General features: G+C 65.7%; 20 protein-coding genes. 9 read left to right on the forward strand and 11 right to left on the reverse strand.

What is annotated here, in order from left to right; genetic code table 11:
* Nucleotides 1-144: 144 nt before the first annotated feature.
* Nucleotides 145-534, forward strand: coding sequence for a VOC family protein (locus MSM1_RS02700; RefSeq protein ID WP_213440065.1), 390 nt, complete (start codon nt 145-147; stop codon nt 532-534).
* On the opposite strand, the gene MSM1_RS02705 is transcribed toward MSM1_RS02700, so the two are convergent.
* The 4 genes from MSM1_RS02705 to MSM1_RS02720 all read right to left on the reverse strand — a co-directional run bounded on the left by MSM1_RS02705 (nt 516) and on the right by MSM1_RS02720 (nt 4,820).
* Entirely contained in the window at nt 516-1,016 is a 501-nt protein-coding gene (locus tag MSM1_RS02705; RefSeq protein WP_213440066.1) for an RrF2 family transcriptional regulator, read from the reverse strand. The two genes, MSM1_RS02700 and MSM1_RS02705, sit on opposite strands and share 19 nt — an antisense overlap.
* A 199-nt stretch (nt 1,017-1,215) precedes the next feature.
* The gene (gene cysC / locus MSM1_RS02710; RefSeq protein WP_213440067.1) at nt 1,216-3,084 is read right to left on the reverse strand and encodes an adenylyl-sulfate kinase; all 1,869 of its coding nucleotides are present in this window, start codon (nt 3,082-3,084) and stop codon (nt 1,216-1,218) included.
* The gene (gene cysD / locus MSM1_RS02715) at nt 3,084-4,013 is read right to left on the reverse strand and encodes a sulfate adenylyltransferase subunit CysD (protein ID WP_213440068.1); all 930 of its coding nucleotides are present in this window, start codon (nt 4,011-4,013) and stop codon (nt 3,084-3,086) included. Before cysD ends, cysC begins: the two co-directional genes overlap by 1 nt.
* Nucleotides 4,014-4,328: 315 nt before the next feature.
* Complete coding sequence (locus MSM1_RS02720; protein ID WP_213440069.1) at nt 4,329-4,820, reverse strand: carbonic anhydrase; 492 nt, start codon at nt 4,818-4,820, stop codon at nt 4,329-4,331.
* 248 nt (nt 4,821-5,068) lie between these two features.
* Here MSM1_RS02720 and MSM1_RS02725 point away from each other — a divergent pair, with 248 nt between their 5' ends.
* From MSM1_RS02725 to MSM1_RS02740, 4 genes are read left to right on the forward strand one after another with little or no spacing between them, the layout of a single operon-like run.
* A complete protein-coding gene (locus MSM1_RS02725) occupies nt 5,069-6,046 on the forward strand; it encodes an ABC transporter permease (RefSeq protein WP_213440070.1) in 978 nt (325 codons plus the stop codon).
* Nucleotides 6,043-6,987, forward strand: coding sequence for an ABC transporter permease (locus MSM1_RS02730; RefSeq protein ID WP_213441312.1), 945 nt, complete (start codon nt 6,043-6,045; stop codon nt 6,985-6,987). The genes MSM1_RS02725 and MSM1_RS02730 overlap by 4 nt, the downstream gene beginning before the upstream one ends.
* Nucleotides 6,984-8,831: an ABC transporter ATP-binding protein gene (locus MSM1_RS02735; RefSeq protein WP_213440071.1), complete on the forward strand. Its 1,848-nt coding sequence runs from the start codon at nt 6,984-6,986 to the stop codon at nt 8,829-8,831. Before MSM1_RS02730 ends, MSM1_RS02735 begins: the two co-directional genes overlap by 4 nt.
* A gap of 9 nt (nt 8,832-8,840) precedes the next feature.
* Nucleotides 8,841-10,514, forward strand: a complete 1,674-nt coding sequence (locus MSM1_RS02740; RefSeq protein ID WP_374101650.1) for an ABC transporter family substrate-binding protein — start codon at nt 8,841-8,843, stop codon at nt 10,512-10,514.
* Nucleotides 10,515-10,594: 80 nt separating this feature from the next.
* Here MSM1_RS02740 and MSM1_RS02745 read toward each other — a convergent pair whose 3' ends face one another.
* Together MSM1_RS02745 and MSM1_RS02750 are read right to left on the reverse strand one after the other, a co-directional pair.
* Nucleotides 10,595-13,216 (reverse strand): AAA family ATPase, encoded by a 2,622-nt coding sequence (locus tag MSM1_RS02745; protein ID WP_213440072.1) that lies wholly within the window; start codon nt 13,214-13,216, stop codon nt 10,595-10,597.
* Nucleotides 13,213-14,364 (reverse strand): exonuclease SbcCD subunit D, encoded by a 1,152-nt coding sequence (locus MSM1_RS02750; protein ID WP_213440073.1) that lies wholly within the window; start codon nt 14,362-14,364, stop codon nt 13,213-13,215. The genes MSM1_RS02745 and MSM1_RS02750 overlap by 4 nt, the downstream gene beginning before the upstream one ends.
* Nucleotides 14,365-14,530: 166 nt before the next feature.
* On the opposite strand from MSM1_RS02750, the gene MSM1_RS02755 reads away from it, so the two are divergent.
* A complete protein-coding gene (locus MSM1_RS02755; RefSeq protein WP_213440074.1) occupies nt 14,531-15,037 on the forward strand; it encodes a histidine phosphatase family protein in 507 nt (168 codons plus the stop codon).
* Nucleotides 15,038-15,136: 99 nt separating this feature from the next.
* Here the strand turns inward: MSM1_RS02755 and MSM1_RS02760 are convergent, their stop codons facing one another.
* Nucleotides 15,137-15,697 (reverse strand): DUF3558 domain-containing protein, encoded by a 561-nt coding sequence (locus MSM1_RS02760; protein ID WP_236054714.1) that lies wholly within the window; start codon nt 15,695-15,697, stop codon nt 15,137-15,139.
* On the reverse strand, nt 15,694-16,245 hold the full coding sequence (locus MSM1_RS02765) for a DUF3558 domain-containing protein (protein WP_213441319.1): 552 nt from the start codon (nt 16,243-16,245) through the stop codon (nt 15,694-15,696). The genes MSM1_RS02760 and MSM1_RS02765 overlap by 4 nt, the downstream gene beginning before the upstream one ends.
* A gap of 155 nt (nt 16,246-16,400) precedes the next feature.
* Between MSM1_RS02765 and MSM1_RS02770 the strand changes: the two genes are divergently transcribed.
* Both MSM1_RS02770 and MSM1_RS02775 read left to right on the forward strand, forming a co-directional pair.
* The gene (locus MSM1_RS02770) at nt 16,401-18,146 is read left to right on the forward strand and encodes an ABC transporter ATP-binding protein (RefSeq protein WP_213440075.1); all 1,746 of its coding nucleotides are present in this window, start codon (nt 16,401-16,403) and stop codon (nt 18,144-18,146) included.
* On the forward strand, nt 18,089-20,098 hold the full coding sequence (locus MSM1_RS02775; protein WP_374101685.1) for an ABC transporter ATP-binding protein: 2,010 nt from the start codon (nt 18,089-18,091) through the stop codon (nt 20,096-20,098). Before MSM1_RS02770 ends, MSM1_RS02775 begins: the two co-directional genes overlap by 58 nt.
* Nucleotides 20,099-20,225: 127 nt before the next feature.
* Here MSM1_RS02775 and MSM1_RS02780 read toward each other — a convergent pair whose 3' ends face one another.
* From MSM1_RS02780 to MSM1_RS02790, 3 genes are all read right to left on the reverse strand, one after another.
* Nucleotides 20,226-20,792, reverse strand: a complete 567-nt coding sequence (locus tag MSM1_RS02780; RefSeq protein ID WP_213440076.1) for a hypothetical protein — start codon at nt 20,790-20,792, stop codon at nt 20,226-20,228.
* Between the two features lie 308 nt (nt 20,793-21,100).
* A complete protein-coding gene (locus tag MSM1_RS02785) occupies nt 21,101-22,234 on the reverse strand; it encodes an adenylate/guanylate cyclase domain-containing protein (RefSeq protein WP_213440077.1) in 1,134 nt (377 codons plus the stop codon).
* A gap of 162 nt (nt 22,235-22,396) precedes the next feature.
* Nucleotides 22,397-23,701: an NRAMP family divalent metal transporter gene (locus MSM1_RS02790; protein ID WP_213440078.1), complete on the reverse strand. Its 1,305-nt coding sequence runs from the start codon at nt 23,699-23,701 to the stop codon at nt 22,397-22,399.
* 150 nt (nt 23,702-23,851) lie between these two features.
* Here MSM1_RS02790 and MSM1_RS02795 point away from each other — a divergent pair, with 150 nt between their 5' ends.
* Entirely contained in the window at nt 23,852-25,015 is a 1,164-nt protein-coding gene (locus tag MSM1_RS02795; protein ID WP_213440079.1) for a MalY/PatB family protein, read from the forward strand.
* Nucleotides 25,016-25,020: the final 5 nt, after the last annotated feature.

Below are 25,020 nucleotides of genomic sequence, written 5' to 3' on the forward strand. Positions count from 1 at the left end.
TAGTCATATCAGCCACATCGGCGCTCGGCGCCGGACCACACCAACGACGCTCGTGAAGCACGGTGCCGTCCCCCGAGACCAGGGCGGCCGGGCAACGTTTCGGCATTGCGCATTTGTGCTGAGAGTGCTTGACTGGCAAAGGCAATGAGTATCAGTTTTAACCACACCATCGTCGCCGCGCGGGACAAGCGGCAGTCGGCGGAATTTCTCACCGAGTTGTTCGGGCTTCCAGATCCAGTGCCGGTTGGTCCGTTTATGGCTGTGACGCTGGAACACGGGGCCACCCTCGACTACGCGGATACGCCCGCGGGTGAGGAGATCCGCCCGCAACATTACGCGTTCCTGGTTTCCGAGGACGACTTCGACGCAATTTACGCCAAGATCCGGTCGCGCGGGCTGCGGCACTGGGCGGACCCGGGGGGCGAGCAACCAGGCGAGATCAACCACCGGTACGGGGGTCGCGGGGTCTACTTCCGCGACCCGGTCGGCCACCACCTGGAGATTCTCACCCGGCCCTACGCCTCCGACGGCTGATCGCGGCGCTGGCCCGCTCCGTGCCGCCTGCGCTCCTGATTGCGATAATCGTCGGCGAGCTGTGCGACGTGTTTTGGCAGGGCGCCGGCAGCGACATCGGCCAGGGTGGTTTTCTCGAGCACCGAGCGCATGCTCGCGCGCAGCGCGCGCCAGACGTCGGTCAGCGCCGCGGTCGGCCCTGAGTACGGCAGATCGCCGAGCCCCATGTCGCGGACACTGGCGAGCGGGCCGTCGATGCAGCGCAGCACATCGGCGATGCTGATCTCGGTTGCCGGCCGAGCCAGCTCATATCCCCCCTCACGGCCCCGGTGGCTGCGTACGAGGCGATCGGTGCGCAAGTCGGATAGGATGTCGACGAGAAACTGCGGCGGTATGCCCTGTGCCTTGGCTAAATCGTCGGTCTTGATCACCTCACCTGGCTCGGCCGCAGCAAGCTGTATCATCGCCCGCACCGCGTACTCCGCCTTGGCCGACATGCGCATTCTGTGAATTGTGCCACCGGCCCGGGCGGCTGCGCGGACCGTCGAGCACCACGCCTGGTACGCCGCCCGGATCGTCAAACCGGTCGCCGTGCTGTCCGCCAGAGCGGACGTGCCCAGCCCGCTCCGGCGACGGATCCACCGCTGCGCACGCCACGTTACGGCCCGATCCTGGCTGGCGAGCCCCAAGAATGCCGTCTAACTAACGGGCGTGGTCATTCACCGTAGACTCGAGCAGGTCGATAACTTGTTGGGCCAGTTCCTCGCTGCTGCGGTCGGGGGTGAGTCGAAGATCCGGATTCTTCGGCCGCTGGTAAGGGCTGTCGATGCCGGTGAAATGAGTGATCAAGCCCGCACGCGCCTTGGCGTACAACCCCTTCGGATCACGCCGCTCGCAGTCTTGAAGCGGGGTATCGCAAAACACCTCGAAAAAGTCGATGCCGGCGTCGGCGTGCACCCGGCGGGCCAGTTCGCGGTGCTCGGCCAGCGGACTGATCGCCGGCACCAAGACCGTTTGACCACTGTCGGCGAGCAGCACCGCCACATGCGCTAACCGGCGCAGGTTTTCCGCGCGGTCGGACATGGAAAACCCCAGATCGGCGTTAAGACCATGCCGCAGGTTGTCGCCATCGAGAACGTAAGCGGGAACTCCTTTTTCGAGCAGCTTCTGTTCGACCAGCATAGCCACCGATGACTTTCCGGAACCCGACAGCCCAGTGAACCACACGGTGCGGCCGCGCGAGAGCCGGTCCTCGGCGGTGACCAGAGACCGGTGTCGCACCGTGTTCGGGCTTGACGCATGAACCGAGACGTCGCGCAGCACCATGCCCGCCGCCACCGTTCCGTTGGTGTCGGGGTCGATGAGGATGAACGATCCGGTGCTGGGGTTGTGGGTGTATTCGTCAAGTAGAAGAGGTATCTGGGTGCGCAGCGAGATACAGCCGAGCTCGTTGAGTTTCAGCGCCGTTGCGCTTCGGTCCCGATGCAGCGTATTGACGTCGAGCCGGTAGTCCAGCGCGGTCACCTTCGCGCGCGTGGTGCGGGTGGTGTGTTTGATGATGTAGCTTCGGCCCGGTTCCAGTGCCGACCCATCCGCCATCCAGCAGACGGTCGCGTCGAACTCCTGCGAGACCCGCGGCTGATTATCGGGGCGAACGATCATGTCACCGCGCGAGATGTCGATATCATCGGCAAGGCTCACTGAGATTGCCATCGGCGGAAAAGCTTCTCCGACCGGCCCGTTGGGCCCCTCAATCGTGGTGATACGGCTGACCTTGCCGGTTGGCAGCACGATCACCTCCTCACCGGGGTGCAGCACTCCGCTGGCCAGCGTGCCGGCGTAGCTGCGGTGGTCTTGGTGCTCGCGAGTGTGCGGCCGGATGACATACTGGACCGGAAACCGCATGTCGATGAGGTTGCGGTCGGCCGCGATGTCGACCTCCTCGAGGTGCGGCAGCAAGGCCGGTCCGTCATACCAGGACGCGCGGTCCGACTTGGTGACCACATTGTCGCCGTGCAGGGCCGACATCGGGATAGCGGTCACCTCGTGTGCGTCGAGGCGCGCAACGAAGGCACGAAACTCGTCACGAATCGCCTCGAAGGTTTCTCGGTCCCAATCGACTAGATCCATCTTGTTGACCGCGAGCACGATGTGCTTAATGCCCAGCAGCGACGCCAGGAAGGCGTGCCGGCGAGACTGCTCCTGCAGGCCGTGGCGGGCGTCGACAAGCACGATCACCAGCTGGGCGGTGGATGCTCCGGTCACCATGTTGCGGGTGTACTGGACGTGGCCCGGGGTGTCGGCGATGATGAACTTCCGCTTGGGGGTGTCAAAGTAGCGGTAGGCGACGTCGATGGTGATGCCTTGTTCGCGTTCTGCCCGCAGGCCGTCGGTGACCAGTGCCAGGTCGGTGTAGTCATGGCCGCGTTCCGCGGACGTTCGCTCCACCGACGCCCATTGGTCTTCCATTAGGGACTTGGAGTCGTAGAGCAGCCGCCCGATCAGGGTGGACTTGCCGTCGTCGACGGAGCCGGCGGTTGCGATGCGCAGCATCGTGGTTGACACAGCCATCAGAAGTACCCCTGTCGTTTGCGGTCTTCCATGCCGGCCTCCGAAATCCGGTCATCGGCCCTGGTGGCCCCGCGCTCCGTCAGACGTGACACCGCGGTCTCGGCGAGGATCTCCCCGACCGTGGCAGCCTCGGATTCCACGCAGCCGGTGCAGGTGACATCGCCGACGGTGCGGAACCGCACCGAGGCCTCGAACACCTCCTCGTCCGGGCGCGGTTGCAGGTGCCGGTGTACCGCCAGCAACATCCCGTCCCGGCGAAATACCGCGCGGCGGTGCGCGAAATAAATCGACGGCAGGGTGATCCCCTCGGCGCCGATGTACGACCAGACGTCAAACTCGGTCCAGTTGGACAGCGGGAACACCCGAATGTGCTCACCCTGGTGGTGGCGCCCGTTGTAGAGATTCCACAGTTCGGGGCGCTGGGCTTTCGGATCCCACTGGCCGAACTCGTCGCGAAAGCTGAACACCCGTTCTTTGGCGCGAGCCCTTTCCTCGTCACGCCGCCCGCCGCCAAATGCGGCGTCAAACCGGTTCTCGCGGATCGCGCGCAGCAGCGTCACCGTCTGCAGCCAGTTGCGCGACGGGAGGTTGTCCACGACACGCCCGGCGTCGATATCGTCCTGCACCGACGCCACGATCAACCGCACCCCGGTGGCAGCGACCAGGTCATCACGCGCCGCGATGACCTCCTCGAAGTTGTGGCCGGTGTCGACATGCATGACCGGGAATGGCAGCCGGCCCGGCCGGAACGCTTTAAGCGCCAGGTGCAGCATCACGATGGAGTCTTTGCCGCCCGAGAACAGCAGCACCGGCCGTTCGAACTCCGCGGCCACCTCCCGGATGATGTGGATGGCCTCGGCCTCCAGCGTGCGCAGATGGCTCAATTCGTATTTCCCGGCCGTCGGGCCAGCGGTCAGTTGGCTGGTCATCGGCCTCCTAATCACCGTCTTCGATAAAATTCTGGTAACGATGGTTAAAATTACCTTCTTTACGTGCCGCCATCCATGCAACCAGTCGGTGTCGCCACTGTCAAACGCGCCCGATCCGGCTCACGTCGTCGCCTGCTCAGCGCTTCGCCGCAGCCCGGCGCACCGGGACGTGCGTGTCGATTCGCTCCCGCGAGCGCGTCTCGGTCACCGGTGCCGTCCATAACAATTAGCTGCGCCTGCGGTAGCCCGGAATCCTGCGCTGGCACCCCGCGCGACGCGGTCCACAACAGCGCCATCACAACCGTTCTTACCCCCTTACTCCGTGACTTCGTTGAGTTTGCCGGTGGCCACGTCGAAGACGAACCCGCGCAGGGACTCATGCTTGGTGACGAACGGGCTGTAGTGGATGCGGCGCAGCGATTGCCGGACATCCTCTTCGGCGTCGGGAAACGCCTCGGCCGCCCACGGCGGCTTGACGCCGGTCTCGTCCTGGATGGCACGCTTGAAGTCGTCGTCGGTGAAGGTAAGCATCCCGCAATCGGTGTGGTGAATCAGGATGATCTCCCGGGTGCCCAGAAGCCGTTGGCTGATGGTGAGTGAGCGGATCGCATCGTCGGTGATCACCCCACCGGCGTTGCGGATAACGTGGGCCTCGCCCTCCTTGATCCCGAGCATCCGATACACATCGAGCCGGGCATCCATGCATGCCACGATTGCGACATGCTTACTCGGCGGCATCGGTAGCGGTCCTTTGCAGGTGCTCGCATATTCGGCGTTATTGGCCAGGTATTCGTCGGTAATCGTCACGCCAATCCCCTTGTGCTTCACGTGTTGTCGTTTTACACCATAGGTGTTCCAAAAACTCCGCGAGTCGGCGATCTTAACAATTCGCCGTCGGGTTATCACGCATTAAAATCAATTCGATCCAATTACGTGTCACGTATTAGGAACACGCCGCAGGGTGGACGGCTCGATCTCCCACCCCTTGCCGAGCGGGCGGTCGGGGGATCTATCTCTTACTCTGTGCCCATGCGACACGCGCGAGGCCGGCAGCTATGATCCGCTTTCTTGCGCGTCGATTGCTGAACTACCTGCTGTTGTTGGCGCTGGCGTCATTCTTGACGTACTGCCTGACGTCCGTGACATTTCATCCGCTGGACAGTTTCATCCAACGCCACCCGCAGCCGCCTCCCGAGGCCGTCCACGCTAAAGCCGTCGAGCTCGGCCTGGACAAACCCATACCCATTCGCTACGCGAGGTGGATTTCCGGAGCGGTTCGCGGTGACTTCGGCGCAACGGTAACCGGGCATCCCGTCGCGCAGGAGCTGTGGCGACGCGTCGGGGTCAGCCTGCGCCTGGTAGTCATTGGCTCGGTGCTGGGCACGATGATCGGCGTTGTGGTGGGAGCCTGGGGAGCGGTGCGCCAGTACCGGCTGAGCGACCGCGTGATCACCGCGGCCTCCTTGGCCATCCTGAGCATCCCGTCATTCGTGCTGGCCAGCCTGCTCATCCTGGCCGCGCTGCGGGTCAACACGTTGCTCGGCGTGCGCATCTTCCTCTACACCGGAGAGACCTCACCGCTCCCGCCCGGCGGGGTCTGGCGTCAGCTCGTCGACCGCGTGCAGCACATCGTATTACCAAGTCTCACACTGGCTCTGATGTCGATCGCGAGCTTCAGCCGCTACCAACGCAATGCGATGCTGGATGTGCTGCATGAGGATTTCATCCGGACTGCTCGCGCCAAGGGGCTGACTCACCGGCGGGCCCTGCTCAAACACGGGTTACGCACCGCGCTGATACCGATGGCGACGTTGTTTGCCTACGGGGTCAGTGGCCTGGTTGTCGGAGCGGTGTTCGTCGAGAAGATCTTCGGCTGGCATGGCATGGGTGAATGGGTGGTGCAGGGCATCTCGACCCAGGACACCAACGTCGTCGCGGCGATCACGATTTTCAGCGGCGCAGCGGTTCTACTCGCTGGCCTGTTATCCGACGTCATCTATGCGGCGCTGGACCCCAGGGTGCGAGTATCATGACGGCACCGGTGACCCCGGAAATCACCGACACCGCACCGCTCGGTGCCGGTATCCATCCCGCCGCCTTCGCGTCGCGGCGCAACCTTCTGGCACGCCGGTTCATCCGCAATATTCCCGCGGTGATCGCGTTGAGTCTGCTGGTGCTGCTGTTCATCGGCTGCTATGCGCTGCCGCCGCTACTGCCTTACGGCTACACCGATCTGGACTACGGCGCGCTGCTGCAGCCACCCTCGCTCAAGCACTGGTTTGGAACCAACGCGCTTGGTCAGGACCTGCTGGCCCGAACGCTGCGCGGCATGCAGAAGTCGATGCTGATCGGGTTTTGCGTGGCGCTGATCTCCACCAGTATCGCCGCCACCGTCGGGTCGGTAGCCGGTTACTTCGGCGGCTGGCGCGACCGGGCGCTGATGTGGCTGGTGGACCTGCTGCTGGTGGTGCCGAGCTTTATCCTGATCGCCATCGTCACTCCGCGCACCAAGCAGTCAAGCAGCATCCTGTGGCTCATCGTGTTGCTGGCGGTGTTCGGCTGGATGGTCAGCTCGCGGATGGTACGCGGTTTGACGATGAGCCTGCGTGAGCGTGAATTCGTCAGCGCGGCACGTTATATGGGAGTGTCGAGCCGCCGCATTATCGTGCATCATATCGTGCCCAATGTCGCTTCGATCCTTATTATCGACGCTACGCTCAACGTCGGGTTCGCAATTTTGGCAGAGACAGGTTTGAGCTTCCTGGGATTCGGTGTCCAACCACCCGACGTATCGTTGGGCACGCTTATCGCGGACGGCACGCCTTCGGCCACCACCTTCCCCTGGGTGTTCTTGTTCCCGGCCGGGGCACTCGTGCTTATCGTGATGTGCGCCAACCTCACCGGCGACGGCTTGCGCGACGCCCTGGATCCTGGCAGTGGCGCGTCACACCGCAAGAAGCGCCGCCCCAAGTGACAGCCCTGCTGGAGGTGACGAATTTGAGCGTCACCTTCGAAAACGGGGACGTGCGCGTGCCGGCGGTGCGCGGTATGAGCTATCACATCGATGCGGGCGAAGTAGTCGCCATCGTCGGAGAATCCGGTTCGGGTAAGACCACTGCCGCGATGGCCGTCGTCGGATTGCTGCCCGAGCACGCGCACGTGGCGGGATCGGTGAGGTTGCGCGGCAAGGAGCTACTCGGCTTACGAGATGCCGCCATGTCACGGATCCGCGGCAAGGCGATCGGCACCGTGTTTCAGGACCCGATGTCCGCGCTGACACCCGTCTACACCGTCGGGGACCAAATAGCCGAGGCCATCGAGGTCCACAATCACGACATCAGCCGGCGTGCCGCCCGCAAGCGCGCCGTCGAGCTGCTCGAACTGGTCGGCATCGCACAGCCGCACCGGCGTGCGCGAGCCTTCCCGCACGAGCTTTCCGGCGGTGAGCGCCAGCGCGTGGTGATCGCGATCGCGATCGCCAACGGCCCGGACCTGTTGATCTGCGACGAGCCGACTACGGCGTTAGACGTAACCGTGCAAGCACAGATACTCGACGTGCTAAGAACCGCGCGCGACGTCACCGGCGCCGGAGTGCTGATCATCACCCACGACCTGGGTGTGGTCTCGGCGTTCGCCAACCGGGCGTTGGTCATGTACGCCGGGCGCGCGGTCGAGATCGCCGCCGTCGACGAGCTCTACCGCGATCGCCGGATGCCCTACACCGTGGGATTGCTGGGCTCAGTTCCACGGCTGGATGCCCCGCAGGGCACCCGGCTGGTTCCGATCCCGGGCGCACCCCCGACGATGTCGTCGCTGCCGGCCGATGCCTGCTCCTTCGCTCCTCGCTGTCCGCTCGCTATTGATGAATGCCGCTTGGCGGAACCGGATCTCGTCACAGTGCGTCCGGGTCATCTAGCGGCGTGCATCCGCACCGACGACGTTTCCGGGCGCACTGCCGCTGAGATCTACGGGGTATCGACCGAACCGCCCAGCGCGAACACCTCAGCCGGCGAACCCCCGGTGGTGCTGCGGGTTACCGGTCTTGCCAAGACCTTCCGGCTCACCAAAGGTATCGTGTTGCGCCGGCAGGTCGGCGAAGTGCGTGCCGTCGACGGTGTTAGCTTCACCTTGGAACGGGGCCGCACCCTGGGCATTGTCGGCGAATCCGGATCGGGTAAATCGACCACGCTGCGCCAAATCCTCGAGCTCGTCAGGCCCCAAAGAGGTTGCATCGAGATTCTCGGCGCCGACGTCGCAACCCTCGACCCTGCAGGCCGGCGCACGTTGCGGACCGAACTGCAGGTGGTGTTCCAGGACCCGGTGGCGTCGCTAGACCCGCGGCTCCCGGTGTTCGACGTCCTCGCCGAACCGTTGGTGGCCAACGGGTTCGACAAACGCCGCTGCGAACAACGGGTCGCCGAGCTACTGGCGATCGTCGGTCTGGACCACGCCGACGCCAGCCGCTATCCGGCGGAGTTCTCCGGCGGGCAGAAGCAGCGGATCGGGATCGCGCGGGCGCTGGCACTGCAACCGAAGATCCTTGCGCTCGACGAGCCGGTGTCGGCGCTCGACGTGTCCATCCAGGCGGGCATCATCAACCTGCTGCTAGATCTGCAGCAACAATTCGGATTGTCCTATCTTTTTGTATCGCACGATCTTTCGGTGGTAAAACACCTGGCTCATCGGGTGGCGGTGATGTATCGGGGAAGGATCGTCGAGCAGGGCGACAGTGAGCAGGTGTTCACCGACCCACAGCACGAGTACACCGCGCGACTGCTGGCCGCGGTCCCGCGGGCACACCCCGATGGCGGCGGTTAGCATCTCACCGTGACGCCCCGGCCGACGATCCGCAGGTTTGCGCCGCTGGCACTGGTAGCTTGGCTGTTCGTCACCGGGTGCGCGGACGGATACCGAGACCTCCCCCACGCGCACGCCGCGCGCGTCGGGACCGCCAGCGACATCAACCCCCAAAGCCCGGCGACGCTGCGCGACGGCGGCAACCTACGGCTCTCCCTTACATCGTTCCCGTCGAACTTCAATGAGTTGAACATCGACGGCAACACCGCCGACGTCGCTTCGGTTGTTACCCCGACGCTGCCCGGGGCGTTTATCACCCAGGCCGACGGGTCACTGAAACTCAACACCGACTACTTCACCGGCGCCGAGCTGACCAGCACCAACCCGCAGGTCGTCACCTACACCATCAACCCGAAAGCGGTCTGGAGCGACGGCACCCCGATCACCTGGGAAGATCTCAAATCGGAGGTCGACGCGTGCAGCGGCCGCGACAAGCGTTACCTGATCGCCAGCAGGGCCGGCTTCGAGCGAGTGCAGTCGGTGACCAGAGGCGTCAACGACCGCCAGGCGGTGATCACCTTCGCGCAGCCGTACTCGGAGTGGCGTGGGATGTTCGCCGGCGGTATCCAACCCCGCAGCATGACGGCCGACCCCGAGGTCTTCAACAAGGGCCAACTCAACGCCCCCGGTCCGTCGGCCGGACCGTTCATCGTGTCCACGATCGACCGGACCGCGCAGCGCATTGTGCTGACCCGCAATCCCCGGTGGTGGGGTACGGCGCCGCGGCTGGACTCCATCACGTTTTTGGTGCTCGACGCCGCCGCGGTCATCCCCGCCCTGCAAAACCACGCCATCGATGCCGCCAGCCTGAGCACCCTCGATGATATGGTCATCGCCCAGCGCACTCCCGGCGTCGTGATCCGCCGCGCGCCGGCACCTACCTGGTATCAGTTCACTTTCAACGGCGCGCCCGGATCCATCCTGGCGGACGAGAAACTGCGGCTGGCGATCTGCCGGGGCATTGACCGCCAGGCTATCGTCGACGTCGTCCAGCACGGGCTGACCGACCATCCGACTCCGCTGAACAACCACGTTTACGTCGTCGGCCAGGTGGGCTACCAGAACAACAGCGCCCCCGCCGCCTACAACCCGGACCAGGCGCGGCGGGATCTGGACACACTGGGCTGGAAACTCCGCGGCACGGTGCGGGAGAAGAACGGGCAAAAACTGGTTATCCGCGACGTCTTCTACGATGCGCCCTCGAACCGGCAGATCGCGCTGGTCGCCCAGAACAACTTGGCGCAGATCGGTGTTAAACTGGTGCTCGACATCAAACCGGGCACCGGATTTTTCAGTCGGTACGTGAGCGTCGGCGACTTTGACATCACTCAGTTCGGATGGGTGGGCAACGCTTTCCCGTTGTCCGCGCTGCCTCAGATCTACACCTCAGACGGTGACAGTAACTTCGGCAAGATCGGCAACCCGAGGATCGACGCCAAGATCGATCAGACGCTGTCCGAGCTCAACCCGGACAAGGCGCGCGTGCTCGCCAACGAGGTTGACGCGATGATCTGGGACGAAGGCTTTTCCCTGCCGCTGTTCCAGTCGCCGGGGGATCTCGCCGTACGCAGCAACCTGGCCAACTACGGCGCGTTCGGACTGGCCGACGTGGACTACACCGCTATCGGGTTTATGCGCAGCTGACCTACTCGACAAAGGCAGCCCCGGGCCGTGTTTGGCTGGCCTTTGTGGTGCCGATCCTTTATTGCTATTGCGTCGAGGCGCTAGGCGCCTAGTTCGATCCGGTGTGCGCCCCGCACACCGTCGTAGCGGCCGGGCGTGCACGTCAGCACGATCACTTGTCCCTGGCCGCCCATCATGTCGAACACCTCTCCCATCTTGGCCAACCGATCCGGGTCGGTGAAGCCCAGGGCATCGTCGATCAGCACCGGAACGGTGTCCTCCTTGGCGATCAGCGCGGCTCCGGCCAGGCGCACCAGGATACCGAGTTGCTCCTTTGCGCCGTCCGACAACGACTCGTAGGGAACCGTTCGGCCATCAAGGGTTCGGGTAAGGATACGCAGATTGCCGTCGATGTCGACCTCGAAGGTGGGCCCAAATACCACCCGGCCCAGACGCTGCAGCTCAGCGCGGAACGGTTCGACGTAGCGCAGCCGGGTGATATCGCGGTGGCGTGCCATCACCGAGCGCAACAGCTCGGCGGCCCGGGCGCGCCGGCGCACCCGGGTGTACTCGTCGGCAGCGTGTTCCCGCTCGCTTTCCGCGGCGTCGAGCTTGCCCTTGCGTCCTTGGGTGCCCAACACCGCGAGCTCGACGCTGAGTTCCTGCAGCGCCCGGGAAACTTCGTCGTGACGGGCACGCACCGCCTCGACCGCCTTGGCGGCCTCAGCCAGTTCGTCAGCTACCGCGTCAGGCGCTGCGGCCTCCAGGAGCTCGGACAACCCGGCGACGCGCTGGCGCGCGGTTTGCGCTGCCCGCATCTCGGCGTCCGCCGCGCACGCTAGCTCCTCGTCACTGACCGCCGCGCGCTGCTGGGCCAGCCGCTCGGCGATCGCATCCAACTCAGCACGCTGAGCCGCCACCTTGTCCTGTAAAAGCATTGCGTAGGTGGATTTCTCAGTTAGGCTGCGGGCCGCCGCGGCCGCGGCCTGGCGGCGCTTCTCGCACTCCGCGTCGGCAACGACGCGAGCCACCTCGGCCGCGTTAAGCTCGGCGTGGGCGGCGGCGGCATCGATCGTGCAGGCGTCGGGCCCCTCCGGCAGACCGGCGCGCGCCCGCGCCAGCCTTGATCGCAGCTGCTCGACCTGATCGTCGCCACACAGCCCGGCCAGGGTCGCGGCCAGCTGCTCGCGGCGGCTCTGTAGGTCGTGACGGCGCTGGCCGGCGCGCCTTGCGGCGGCCACGTCGCTGACCTCGCCGGCGGCCAGGGCGCTGGCCAGCTCCTGTTGTGCCGCATCATATTTGGCCTGAATGTCCAGCACTGTCGCACCCGGGGTAACCCGCGCGGTCAGGACACCGGGAACCTGGAACTCGGTCGGGGCGGTGATCGTCGTCGACCAGCTCCGGCCGGCCGGCAACAACATCTGCTGGCGCTCGGCGCTGAGTTCGATGTCGGCGACGGCGGTGATTTCCACTGTCGCCGCGATCGCCGCAAGCTGCGCTTGGGCGCGATCGACCGCGGCCGCGGCGTTTTCGATCCGCTGCGCGAGGTCATCGGTGAGTGCGATAGCCGAGAGCTCGCCGCTGATGCGATCACAGTCACGCTGGACGGCCTCGATCTTGGCCAGCCGGGCACTCAACCGGTCGGCCTCGTCGCGAGCGCACAGCCGCTCGATGACGCCACGGGTGGACTCGAGGCGTCGTTGCGCGGCCGCGAGCGTCTCGGCAGCCTGCTCAAGCGCGGCATCGGCCGCGGCGGCAACCTCCCGCGCGGTGGACTGCGAATCGGCGGCCTCGTTCGCTTGGGCCTGCAGGGCGGCAAGCGTCGCGGCGCGGGTGTCGACCTCCGCTTGCAGACGACGCCGCTCGGCGTGCGCGACCGTCGCCGCGGTGCTGGTCGCGTCCGCGGCGGCGGCGATCAGCCGGGCGTCGTGGAGTTCCGCGGTGAGCTCGGCCACCTTCGCGGCGGCCGCTTGCGCCGCCCGGTGCCGGGCGTCGGCATCGCGTTGCTGTCGCGACAGCTCGGCGAGCTCATCGCTTAGGACGGCGTGCCGACGCACCCGATCGTCGATTTCGGCGACCGCCGCGGCCCACCGGGCCACCTCGTCTTCGGCGGCGGCCAGCCGAGAGATCGCCGCGGCCCAGTCGCCGCTGGGACGGCCGGTCGGGGTGAAATAGCGCGCATACTCGGCCTCGATCCGCTCGATGAGCAACGGCTCAGACCCGGAAAGCGTGCCAGCGTCACCGGCGGCAACATCGAGCGCACGCGAGAGTGCTTCGCAGCCGGACAGATCCACTGCAGCGGTCGACGCGGCCTGCAGCACCCGCTGGGCGCGCCAGAGCTCGATGTCGACCGTTTCGGCCAGCATCGCTTGCACCCGCTCGTGCGCCTCGTCGCCGGTCAGCTGCTCGCGGCGCGGCGCCAGCACGGTAAGCCGCGTCTCACACCTCTTGTGGAACCGCTTGTGGTAAACAAAATGATAACGGCCGCAGCTTATTTCGGCCGTGACTTCGGATCCGACGTCGGCGTGGGTGGGCTTGACCTGCTTGACTTCCTTTCTCGTGGAGCGATCCTTGGACTCCAGCAGCAGGTCCAGCGCCTCGATCATCGACGACTTGCCGATCTCGTTGGCGCCGGATACCACCACCACGCCGTGGTCCGGGAACTCGATCTCCCGGTGGGCGATGCCCCGGTAATTCGTCACGACCAGCCGGTGCAGCCTCATGCCGCCCCCCCGCCGGCGAGCCGCAACAGCAGCGCCAGCGCCGCCTGGGCGTCGTCGGCGGCCTCGGCATCGCTCGCGCGCGCCATCGCCACCAGCTCGTCGACGGCCGTGGCGGCGAACCCCCCGATGCCCAGATCGCTGAACTCGCCGTCGGCCGGGACTACCGCCAGGTCGGTGTGGCGCTCCCAGGCGCCCAGCCAGGCGAACAACCGCGCGTACTTATCCAGGCAGGCCTCCAGCGCGGCGCGATCGGTGACCGTCAGTGAACCGGTCAGGGCCAAGCGGATCACGGTGCGATCCTTGTCGGTCAGCGAGTCCAGACTCAGATCCAGGTCGGTGATGTCACGGCTGTTGTCCACCCGGCGACGCAGGGTGAGGAAACGCCAGCGCCCGACATGGCGGACATCGACGGTGACGGAGCGACCCGGATCGATGTCGTCGATGTCGACGACCAGGACATGGCCGGGGTGCGGTTCGATGTCGTCGAAGTTGGTCACTTCCGGAGTGCCGGCATACCACACCCGGCCGCCGCCATCGACCTGGGTGACCGAGTGTTTGTCACCCAGCGCAACATAGTGAACGGCGCCACGGGACAGCGCGTTCTCGACTGCGGCCAGCCGGATCAGCGCGGGCCTGCCCGGATCGGGGTCCAGCACGTCGACGCCGCCGTGGGCGACCAGCACCCGGGTGACACCGTCGGCCGGCAAACCCTCGAGCACGCCGGCGACCAGGTCGGTGGTGGGCGCCTTGGACCGCCACGGCGCGGCGACGATCTGCAACCCGGGCCGCACGTCGTAGACCCCCGCCCGATCCAGCACCATGACATTGCCCGGGCATTCGGCGGTGAACAGCGCGCCGGTGTATACCGATGATGCGTCCAGCGGATCGTGGTTGCCGGGCAACAAGTAGACCGGAATACCGATGGCGCGCATGGCTTCCAGGGACTGGCTGATCACCTGGGGGGCGAGCTGGTTGTGTTCGAAGACGTCGCCGGCGACCACGACGAACTCCGCCCCCACCTCAGCGGCCAGTGGGCCCAGCCCGGCCACCGCCTCGCGGCGGGCGGCGGAGTACCGCGGCTGAGCATCACCGGTAAGGAAGTGCCGGGTCATGCCCAGCTGCCAGTCGGCGGTGTGCACAAATCGCATCCCCGAAGCCCTCCCGACATTGCTCGGCTCTCACGGCAAGGCGAGTGTAGGTCTGGGTGCCGACAAGTCCGGGGATCTTGGCCGGCAGGTCTGACGCTCGTCGCAGCCGCTTGTCGCAGCGCGGCGCCCTGGCCATCCGCACCGCTCAAGCTCTAAGGTGGGCGCCGTGGGCGATCGCCACCACACCCTGCTGCTGCTGCGGCATGCTAAGTCGGCCTGGCCGGAGGGGGTGGTCGACCGGGACCGGCCGTTGGCGCCCCGCGGGGTCCGGGAAGCCGGGCTAGCCGGTGAGTGGCTGCGCGCCAACTTCCCCCGCATCGACCGTGTGCTGTGCTCCACGGCCACACGCGCCCGTGAGACGTGGGCCCGCGCCGCGATCCAGGCGCCGGTGCGCTTTGTCGAGCGGCTCTATGGCGCCAGTCCCGAGACGGTGATCGACGAGCTCAACCGCGTCGAGGAACAAGTGAACAGCCTGCTTGTCATCGGGCACGAGCCCACGACGTCAGCAGTGGCACTTCGCCTGGGCGGGGCTGAGGGCACCGATAACGGCGTCGTCGAGCGTGTCTCGGCGAAGTTTCCGACGTCGGCGATCGCCGTCTTGCAGGTGCCAGGCCGTTGGCAAGACCTCCACTGGGGCGGTGCTGCGCTGGTCGGCTTCCACGTGCCGCGCTAAGGCGTGTCGAATTGTCGCCGCACCCCAAAGCCGTCCCCGAGGCCGTCCCCAAAGCCGTGACGGTGGCCGCGGTCAGAAGCCGCAGCGGTGTTGCCGACGTTAAGAGTTGGTCGCGAGGGTCAGCTCCATGAGCTTGATGGCCTGCCCGCACGCGTCGATTCCGGGCGCCTGCGGATTGATCCACCAGCCAACCACGCCCGCGGCATCGCTGGCGACACCGCAGGAGCCGTTGGCGTCGTTCGGCCGCATGACGATCGAGTCCACACCCGCAATGGAACGGCTCTCGATCTGGTATTTGTAAAACACGGCGACCTTGCGCTCGTTGTTCAAGCTGCCCTGTTCGAACCAAAACCGGGTGATGTCGATGAGACCCGCCGGGTTGGCCGCTTGCCACCGGCAGATCGCGCCGACGAACGTGCTCTGGATGTCGAGCGGGTCGGCGCCCACGGTTTTGGCCAGGATGTCTGTGGTCAGCACCTCGCATTCCTTGAGCAGGTTCGGGTACTGCTGCTCGGAATTCTGGTTGCGTGGAACACCGGCTCCCCCCGCCTTGACCGGATTGCCCGCGACCGACCGCGAGCATCCAACCGCCACCGCCAGCGCGCTGATCGCAATCACCGCCGCGGCACGTATTCTTCCCCGGCGCACCGAATGCGTCATTTCGCGTTCGCGATCGACTGTCGCGTCAGTTGCTTGGCGACGTCGCAGGGATCCGGGAACGGTTTCTGACTGAAGCTCACCGACCATTCGATGAAGTCGTCGTTGAACTGGATTCCGATCTCGCACAGCGAATCGCCCAAAGTGGGCTCGCTACCGATGGCGATGAAACCACCGTGGCCGTCGATGTTGATGTCCTCGACACTGGTCCGCGAGAGCTCCTCGGTCTTGCGTTCCCGCCCGATCGGGCTGCCCCGATACCAGGAGAAGGAAAAATGCGGGCCGAGGATGCCGCCGCCCGCGAGCCACTGACAGCCCACGGTGTTCTGCGCGGTGTTGACCAGCCCGGTCACCTTGGTCAGGTCCGTCACCGTCTGGTCGCTGATGCCCCCGCATGGGGGGAACATCGGCCCGTGGTGGCCTTCCGCAGACGCCGGGGCGGACGACGGCGTCTGCTGGGCTTGGTGGGAACCGGAATGAGAGCACGCGGCAACCAGCGGAATCACGGTCGCGGCCGCCAGCGCCAGCGCCGTCACGTCTCGCCGCGCCATCACACCCGCCTCCTGCTCGTCACACGTTGCACTGTAGCGGCAGCCCGGAAGGTCAACCACCGACGGACCTGAGCAGGGCTTTCGCCAGCGCGCACGGCACACCGGGCGCAAGCCGTGCAGTGACCGGCGGCAACCGGATGTGCGACAGTTACCAGATGGTCCTGGCACTGCTGCGCCAGTACGTGCGGCCGTACCGGCGGTTGGTGGCGGTCATGATGGTGCTGCAGCTGATCAGCACCTTGGCGTCGTTGTATCTTCCGACGGTCAACGCGGTGGTCATCGACGACGGCGTCGCCAAGGGCAACACCGCCATCATCGTGAAACTCGGGGGGGTGATGCTCGGCGTCACCGGGCTGCAGGCGCTGTGCGCGGTCGGGGCCGTTTACTTCGGCTCCCGCACCGCGACGGGATTCGGCCGGGATCTGCGCTCGGCGATGTTTCATCACATCATCACCTTCTCCGAGCAAGAGACCGCGCGGTTCGGCGCGCCGTCGCTGTTGACCCGCACCACCAACGACGTCCGCCAGATCCAGTTCCTGGTCCATATGTCGGGCACCGTGTTCGTCGCCGCGCCGATCATGTGCATCGGCGGGATTGTGATGGCCCTGCGTCAGGACGCCGGGTTGTCGTGGCTGCTGCTGGTAAGCGTTCCGGTACTGATCGTGGCCAATTACTGCATCATCGCCCGCACCCTGCCGATCTTTCGGCGCATGCAACAGCTGATCGACGCCGTCAACCGGGTGCTGCGCAACCAACTGGCCGGTGTGCGGGTGGTTAGGGCATTCGCCCAGGAACCTTTCGAACGCCGGCGGTTCGCCGCCGTCAATGCCGCGCTGTCGGACACGGCGCTGAGCGCGGGCAACTGGCAGGCATTGATGCCGGTGGTGACGACCCTGACCATCAACTTCTCCAGCGTCGCGCTGCTCTGGGTCGGCGGCCTGCGCATCGATTCCGGCCGGGTGCAGATCGGCTCGCTGATCGCCTTTCTCGCCTATTTCATGCAGATCTTGATGGCGGTGCTGATGGCGACGATGCTGCTGGCGGTGCTGCCGCGGGCAACGGTGTGCGCCGAACGGATTGGGGACGTGCTCCGTGCCCGTCCCGCCGTCGCAACCCCGCGAAAGCCCTCGTTCCCGCCGCGCGGGGTGAGCGGTGAGGTGTGCCTGGATCGGGCCACCTTCCGCCATCCCGGTGCTGATCGTCCGGTGCTGCAAAATGTTTCACTGACCGCACTGCCCGGAACCACCACCGCGATCGTTGGCGCCACCGGTTCGGGCAAGTCGACACTGTTATCGCTGATCTGTCGGCTGCGTGATGTGACCGCGGGCGCGGTTCGTATCGATGGCGTGGATGTCCGCGACTACGACATCGAGCGATTGTGGGAGGCGATCGGGCTGGTGCCCCAGCGTGGCTATCTATTCTCCGGCACCGTCGCCGACAATTTGCGTTACGGCAAAGCCGACGCCACCGATGCCGAGATGTGGGAAGCCCTGCGCGTGGCGGCCGCCGACGGGTTTGTCCGCGCACACGATGATGGCCTGCAGATGCGTGTGGCCCAGGGCGGGATCAACTTCTCCGGTGGGCAACGACAGCGATTGGCGATCGCGCGAGCCGTGATTCGCCGTCCGGCGATCTATCTGTTTGACGATGCATTTTCCGCGCTTGATGTGCACACCGATGCGCGGGTTCGCGCGTCACTGCGGGAGATCTCTGCGAATTCAACAGTTATTATTGTTGCACAACGTATTTCAACTATCACGCAGGCCGATCAAGTGGTCGTCGTCGACGACGGGCGGGTCGTCGGGAGGGGTACCCACGAGTCCCTGCTGGCCGATTGTGCGACATATGCCCAGTTCGTCGAGTCGCAGTCACTGGGCGCCCGGGTGGGGGGCCAGCCGTGACCGTGCCAGTGCGCGGGGCCGTCTCGACCTCCACGGAGCGCTCTCGCGACTTCACCGGCTCGGTGATACGCCTGTTGAGACGCCTTATCCCGCAACGTGGGCTGGCCTGCGCGGTAGTCGCCCTGTCGATGGCCGGGATCGCTATCGGGGTGATTGTGCCGCGCGTCCTGGGTCATGCCACCGACCTGTTGTTCAACGGGGTGATCGGTCGGCGGTTGCCGCCCGGTGCGACCAAAGAGCAAGCCGTGGCCGCGGCCCGCGCCCGCGGCGAGGACACCTTCGCCGACTTGCTCTCCCGGATGAACGTGAGGCCGGGACATGGCGTGGACTTCGCCGCACTAGGCCACACACTGGCGTTTGCGTTGACGTTGTATCTTTTTGGCGCACTGTTACTTTGGCTGCAGAGCCGGATACTCAACGTTACCGTGCAACGGACCATGAGGGCGCTTCGCGGCGATGTCGAAGACAAAGTGCACCGGTTGCCGCTGTCCTACTTCGATGGCCGGCAGCGCGGTGAGCTGTTGAGCCGGGTGACTAACGATATCGACAACATCCAGACGTCGATCTCGATCACCGTCAGCCAGCTGCTGACCACGGTAGTTACCGTGCTGGCCGTACTGGTGATGATGATGTCGATCTCACCGCTGCTCGCCGGCATCACGCTGCTGAGCGTGCCGCTGTCGGTGGCGGTGACCCGGGCGATCGCCCGGCGTTCGCAACGGCTTTTCGTCGCGCAGTGGACCAACACCGGCCGGCTTAACGCCCACATCGAGGAAACCTACAGCGGTTTCACGGTGGTGAAGACGTTCGGTCACCGGGCCAAGGCGCAAGAGCAGTTCCGCAGGCTCAACGATGACGTGTACCACGCCGGCTTCGGTGCTCAGCTCGTCTCCGGTCTGCTATCACCGGCGGCGATGTTCATCGGCAACCTCAGCTACGTCGCGGTGGCGGTAGTGGGCGGGCTGCAGGTGGCAACCGGCCAGATCACCTTGGGCAGCATCCAGGCTTTCATCCAATATGTGCGCCAGTTCAACCAGCCGCTGACCCAGCTGGCGACAATGTATAACACCTTGCAATCCGGGATGGCCAGCGCCGAACGGGTTTTCGAATTCCTGGACGAGCCCGAGGAGGCTCCGGACCGGGCCGTGGCGCTGCCGTCGCCCAACGGTCAGCGACCGCGCGGCGACGATGCGGGCCAGCCAGCGGCCCGAGGAGGAGCCGCGCCACCCAACCCCAGCGGCCGGGTGGAGTTCCGCCACGTGAGCTTCGCCTATCGCACCGGAACACCGGTGATCCGGGACCTGTCCCTGATCGCCGAGCCTGGAAGCACGGTCGCGATCGTCGGGCCGACGGGTGCCGGCAAGACCACGCTGGTGAACCTGCTGATGCGCTTCTACGAAGTCGACTCCGGTCAGATTCTTATCGACGGTGTCGATATCGCATCAGTGAGCCGGCATTCGCTGCGCTCCCGTATCGGGATGGTCTTGCAGGACACCTGGTTGTTTGACGGGACGATCGCGGAGAACATCGCCTACGGGCGGCCGGATGCTAGCGAGGGCGAGGTGGTGCAGGCCGCCAGGGCCGCACACGTGGACCGATTTGTGCACACCCTTCCGGAGGGTTACCAGACCCGGGTCAGCGACGACGGCGCCAACATCAGCGCCGGTGAGAAACAACTGATCACGATCGCGCGGGCGTTTCTCGCCCGCCCGCAGCTGCTGATCCTCGACGAGGCGACCAGCTCGGTGGATACCCGCACCGAATCATTGATTGCGCAAGCCACCCATGAACTGCGCCGCGATCGTACCAGTTTTATTATCGCCCATCGGCTTTCGACTATCCGCGACGCGGACCTCATCCTGGTGATGCACTCCGGTCGGATCGTCGAGCAGGGCACCCACGCCGAGCTGCTGGCTCGGCGTGGCGCCTATTGGGAGATGGCGCGGGCTTAACTCGGACTTAGGCCGGGATTAGGTCTGACTTAGGTCGGACTTCGGTCTCCACACCCGGAGCTCCTGGGCCCCGACATGCAGGTCGGCTACACTGCCCGGCACGTGGCACTGCGGTATGCAACGACTTCTATAGCTCCGGTCCCTGCGCGCGCAGGTCGTCGACCTTTTCCATCGCCTCACGAAGCTTTGCCAGCCATTCCTGGGTGTGCTCACCGACCAGCTTGACCGCCCAGGCGAGCGCATCGGAGCGCGACCTCGCGACGCCCGCATCGACCAAGGTGTCGAGCACTTGACGCTCAGGCTGCCGCAAGCGAGTCATCACCGGTACCGCGATATGCGTGAACAGAATTCGCTCACCGCCAACCTCGACGCCCCAGGAAACCTTGCGGCCGTAGCGTTCTTGCGCCTCATCGGCGATGGCCATTCGCTCGGGCCGGGTTTCCTCGCGGAATCGGGAGACTCGGCCCGACGCGCGGGCCTTGCTTTGTTCGTGTCCGGAGCTGTCGGGTTCGGGCAGCTTGCCAATGACCGTGATCTCCTCACGGTCGACGATCACCGTCGGGTCGCCGTCAAACCAGCCGTCGGGCAGGCGCCCGGCGAACCAATCCGCCGCGTCGCTGGCGTCGGGTTGGTGCGCTTGCTGCCAGCCGCCGGGGCGGCCACATCCCCGCCCATACATATGGTGATGCGCCATGATTACATTATTACAGGTTTACAACCTGATACCAACGGCGTTCGCTCCCAGCGAACGCGATATGGTCGCCTGCGCCTCCCCACGATCACGACACCGCATGACACGGGAAGCACGATCGGGCACGCCAATGTAGGCGAGCTGGTGCCGGCCCGGCGAAAATCGTTGATCTGACGCGTTCGACGTTGTAGCTTTAGGTGCGAAGCAGGCCCGGAAAGGACTGATCCGAAGAGCCGGTAGGCGGGTGAAAGCCGGCCGCGTTGGACATGGTGAGACGCCCCCGAGTGTCCGCCGGGCCTGCCCTTTGCGTGTTACTGATGACCTTCGGCGCCGTCACCTCGCCGGACACGAAAGAGTTTCACCTCGTCTTTGATGCCTTTGAGGTGGCGCGCGCCGGCGAAAGACCAGCTGAATCCCGCGGCCTCGCCGACGGACTCGCGCACCGGATCGGCGACCAGCACGGCACCCGGCCGCGCCACCCCGGTGACCCGGCTGGCCAGGTTCACCGGACTGCCGAACCAGTCACCGGCGCGACTCACCGCCATTCCGGAGGCTACGCCCGCTCGCAGCCGCGGAAAGTCGTTGTCGGTGTCGGTGGTCTCAACGAGCTTCAAGACGGCGTCGAGCAACGACACCGAGTGGGTGCAGACAAACATCACCGCGTCGCCGATGGTCTTGATGAACCGCACCGGTGGCGCAGCCACGTCGCGGGCCCGATCGGCCAACCGGTTGGCGAGTTGCCCCAACTCCTCGGGTGATAGGGCCTCGCCCAACCGGGTGAAGCCGACCAGGTCGGCGAAGGCGACGGTGATCTGCCGGGCTCCAGGAAGCGGCGCGCCCGCGGCTCGCTCGCGGGCGTTCACCGCTTCGGTTTCCATCATGTGACGCAACTGCATGAACAGCATGTCCTGGATCATCGGGCCCAACAGCGGCGCGATCCGGCCCACCAGTGCTTGCGATCCCTTGGCGATATCCAGTTCGCTGGCCCCGGGCTTGAGGATGGCTGCCATCGCGGAGTGGCGCATCACCTCCGCGGCACGCGAGAGCCCTTCGCCCAGCACGCGCACCACCAGCACCACGTGCTCAGGATCCAGCCCGACCTCGACGAATCGCTGTGCATGCGCAGCAGCCACACCATCGGCCCGCATGTGCACGGCCGCGTCGGGATCATCGACCCGGGCCAGCCCGATGGCGCGTTGTACGCGCTGCAGCAAGTCCAAGTCGATGCCCGCTGATTCGCTGATCTCCCGCGCCGAGACATAGCTACCGTCGTCGCCCATCAGCCGACGGGTGGCCAGGAGCATGGGCACGAACTCGCCCCGGATCTGGCCGAGGCTGAAGCCCTGCTCGAGCAGCCAACCGATTAGCTCCGCGCGCTCGGCGCGCGCAACGCCCTCCAGACCGTCGAGCAGATCTTCGATATTCGGTTTCGCCGCGTCGTCCACCCGGTCAACGTATAACGCCGGCGACGGTAACCAACGACTTTGCCCAACCGTTTACCGACTACCCGGAGTTCGGGCGGGTGTATCTCAACGACGGCAACGGTGAGCGACGGACTGGCCGGCTGGCGGCTGCTCTGGTTTTGACGCCGGCGCCACCGCTCGAAGTCAGAACATGCCCAATGCCGCTCCGATGGCGTACATCAATCCGAGTCCGCCGACAAAAACGGCGACCCCCCAGCCGGCGATGGCCATTCGGCCCGAGATGGGCTGGCTGCCCATGACCGCGCTATCACGCCCCAGCCGGACCAGCAGCACCACGCCGAGCGGTGTGCCCAATCCCGCGATTACGCTCGCGGCCACCAACACGTCGATCAGGGAAATGTTGGCCAGGGTCGCCGCGAAAGCAAGGCCCACCGACGCCGCCAGCACACCATAGAAACCCCACGCGTTCTTGACGGGCTCGGAAAGGCCGCAGCGCCAGTCGAACTGCGAGCCGACCACATAGGCAGTACTGGCAATCAGCACCGGCAAGGCCACCACCGCGGACACCACGAGCCCGACGGCGAACAGGTTTTCCGCCAGCGGGCCGGCCAGCGGGCGTAGCGCCTCGGCGGCTTGCCGGGTGGAGGTGACGCTCTGGTGATGCTGACCCAGGGTGGCCGCCGACGCCACCAACATGGCCCAAAACACCACGGCGGTGTAGACAGCGCTTGCCGTCGCGCCCAATCTCGTCCGGGCCAGCCCACGGCCCTGGCTGACATCGGCCGGTTCTTCTACCCCCCGCTGGATGGTCTCCCACACATAGACGTAACTGGTCAGCGTGGTGCCGACCAGGGCCAGCGCCCCGGCGATCACGTCATGGCGCAGCGACAGCGTTGGAACCAGGCTGTCATAGGCCAGGTGCCACCAGTCCGGGTGGGCGAGGACGGCCGCGGCCACGAAAGCCGGGAAGCCCAGCAGCAGATACCGCAACACGCCGACCACGTCGTCGTATCCACCAGCCATCAGCAGCCCGATCAGACCCAGGCCCAGCGGCAACACCAACCAGCGCGCGTGCGCACCGACCAAAAGCCCGATTCCGGCCGCGCCGGCATGCAGATCGGCGGCGATGGTGACAACGTTGACGACGACCACCGAGACCATCAGGAGCGCGGCGACACCCCGCCCGTAGCGCTTGAGGGTCAGCGTCTGCAGGTCGCTGCGGGCCACCGAACCCACATGAGCGGCGATACTCTGAACGACAGCGAGCATGGGTGCCACCAGCAGCGCCACCCACGCCAGCTGATAGCCGGTGGCGGCCCCGACGGCGACGGCGGTCCCCACATTGGTCGGGTCGTTGTCGGAGGCCCCGGAGACCATCTCGGGACCGATACCGCGCAGCAAGCCCGGGATTCGCCAACGCCGTCGCGCCGCACCGTAGCTGGCGGTCGCTTGATTGATGGTCGTCGCAGTAACGTCCGCACACGTCATACCACAGTGGTCGCATCGCCCACAGGCATAGTTCCTGGACGGTGGCAGAATCTTGAACTCGAGTTGTACAGGACTCAACAACCAGGCACGACCGCGCCCACCGGCCCATGCCGTGAGCGTCGCGGCGGGAAGGTGGCGCAGACTACTGACATGAGCGACGCCGTCTTCAACCGGTTGACCGAAGAGCAACTCCGCCGGCGCAACACGATCAAGTGGAACCATTTCGACCCGGATGTGCTGCCATTGTGGATCGCCGAGATGGACTTTCCCACGGCACCGGCGGTGCTCGACGCGGTGCGGGAGTGCGTCGCCAACGAGGAGTTCGGCTATCCACAGTTCGGCGAGCAGACCCTGCCGACTGCGACCGCCGAGTGGTGCCAGCGCCGTTACGACTGGAACGTCCAACCGGAGTGGGTCCGCACCGTTCCCGATGTCCTCAAGGCAATGGAAGTCGTCATCGACTTCCTCACCAGGCCGGAAAGCCCGGTGGTCTTGCCGGTGCCGGCATATATGCCGTTTTTCGACGTCCTCCAGGTCACCGGTCGTCAGCGGGTGGAAATCCCGATGGCGCAGCATGATTCGGGACGGTACGTCCTCGACCCAGACGCTGTTGACGCGGCGTTCGCGCGCGGTGCGGGCTCGCTGATTCTATGCAATCCGAACAATCCGCTGGGCACCGCGTTCACCGAGGAGGAGTTGCGCACGCTCGTGGACATCGCGGCCCGCCACGGTGCCCGGGTCATCGCCGACGAGATCTGGGCTCCGCTGGTCTACGAACGCCGCCACATCGCCGCCGCCTCGGTGTCGGAGGGGGCCGCCGAAACGGTGGTCACCTTGATGTCGGCGTCCAAAGGCTGGAATTTACCCGGTCTTATGTGCGCTCAGGTGGTCCTGTCCAACCCCCGTGACACCAAAGATTGGGACCGAATCAACTGGCTGCACCGCATGGGCGCCGCCACGGTCGGTATCCGGGCCAACATCGCCGCTTACCAGCAGGGCGCACCGTGGCTCGACGAGCTGCTGGCCTACCTGCGGGCAAACCGCGATCACCTGGCGCGGACGCTGCCCGAATTGGCTCCCGGGGTGAAGGTCAACACTCCGGAGGGCACCTACCTGGCGTGGGTCGATTTCCGAGCCCTGAACCTGCCCGCCGAACCGGCCGAGTATCTGCTGTCGAAGGCCAAGGTGGCGCTCAGCCCCGGAATCCCGTTCGGCCCCGCGGTGAGCTCCGGTTTCGCACGGCTGAATTTCGGCACCACCCGCGCGATCCTCGATCGGGCGATCGAGTTGGTAGCGGCGGCGCTGTCCCGCTGATCGAC

Source organism: Mycobacterium sp. SM1 (assembly GCF_018361265.1).
Lineage (GTDB): Bacteria > Actinomycetota > Actinomycetes > Mycobacteriales > Mycobacteriaceae > Mycobacterium.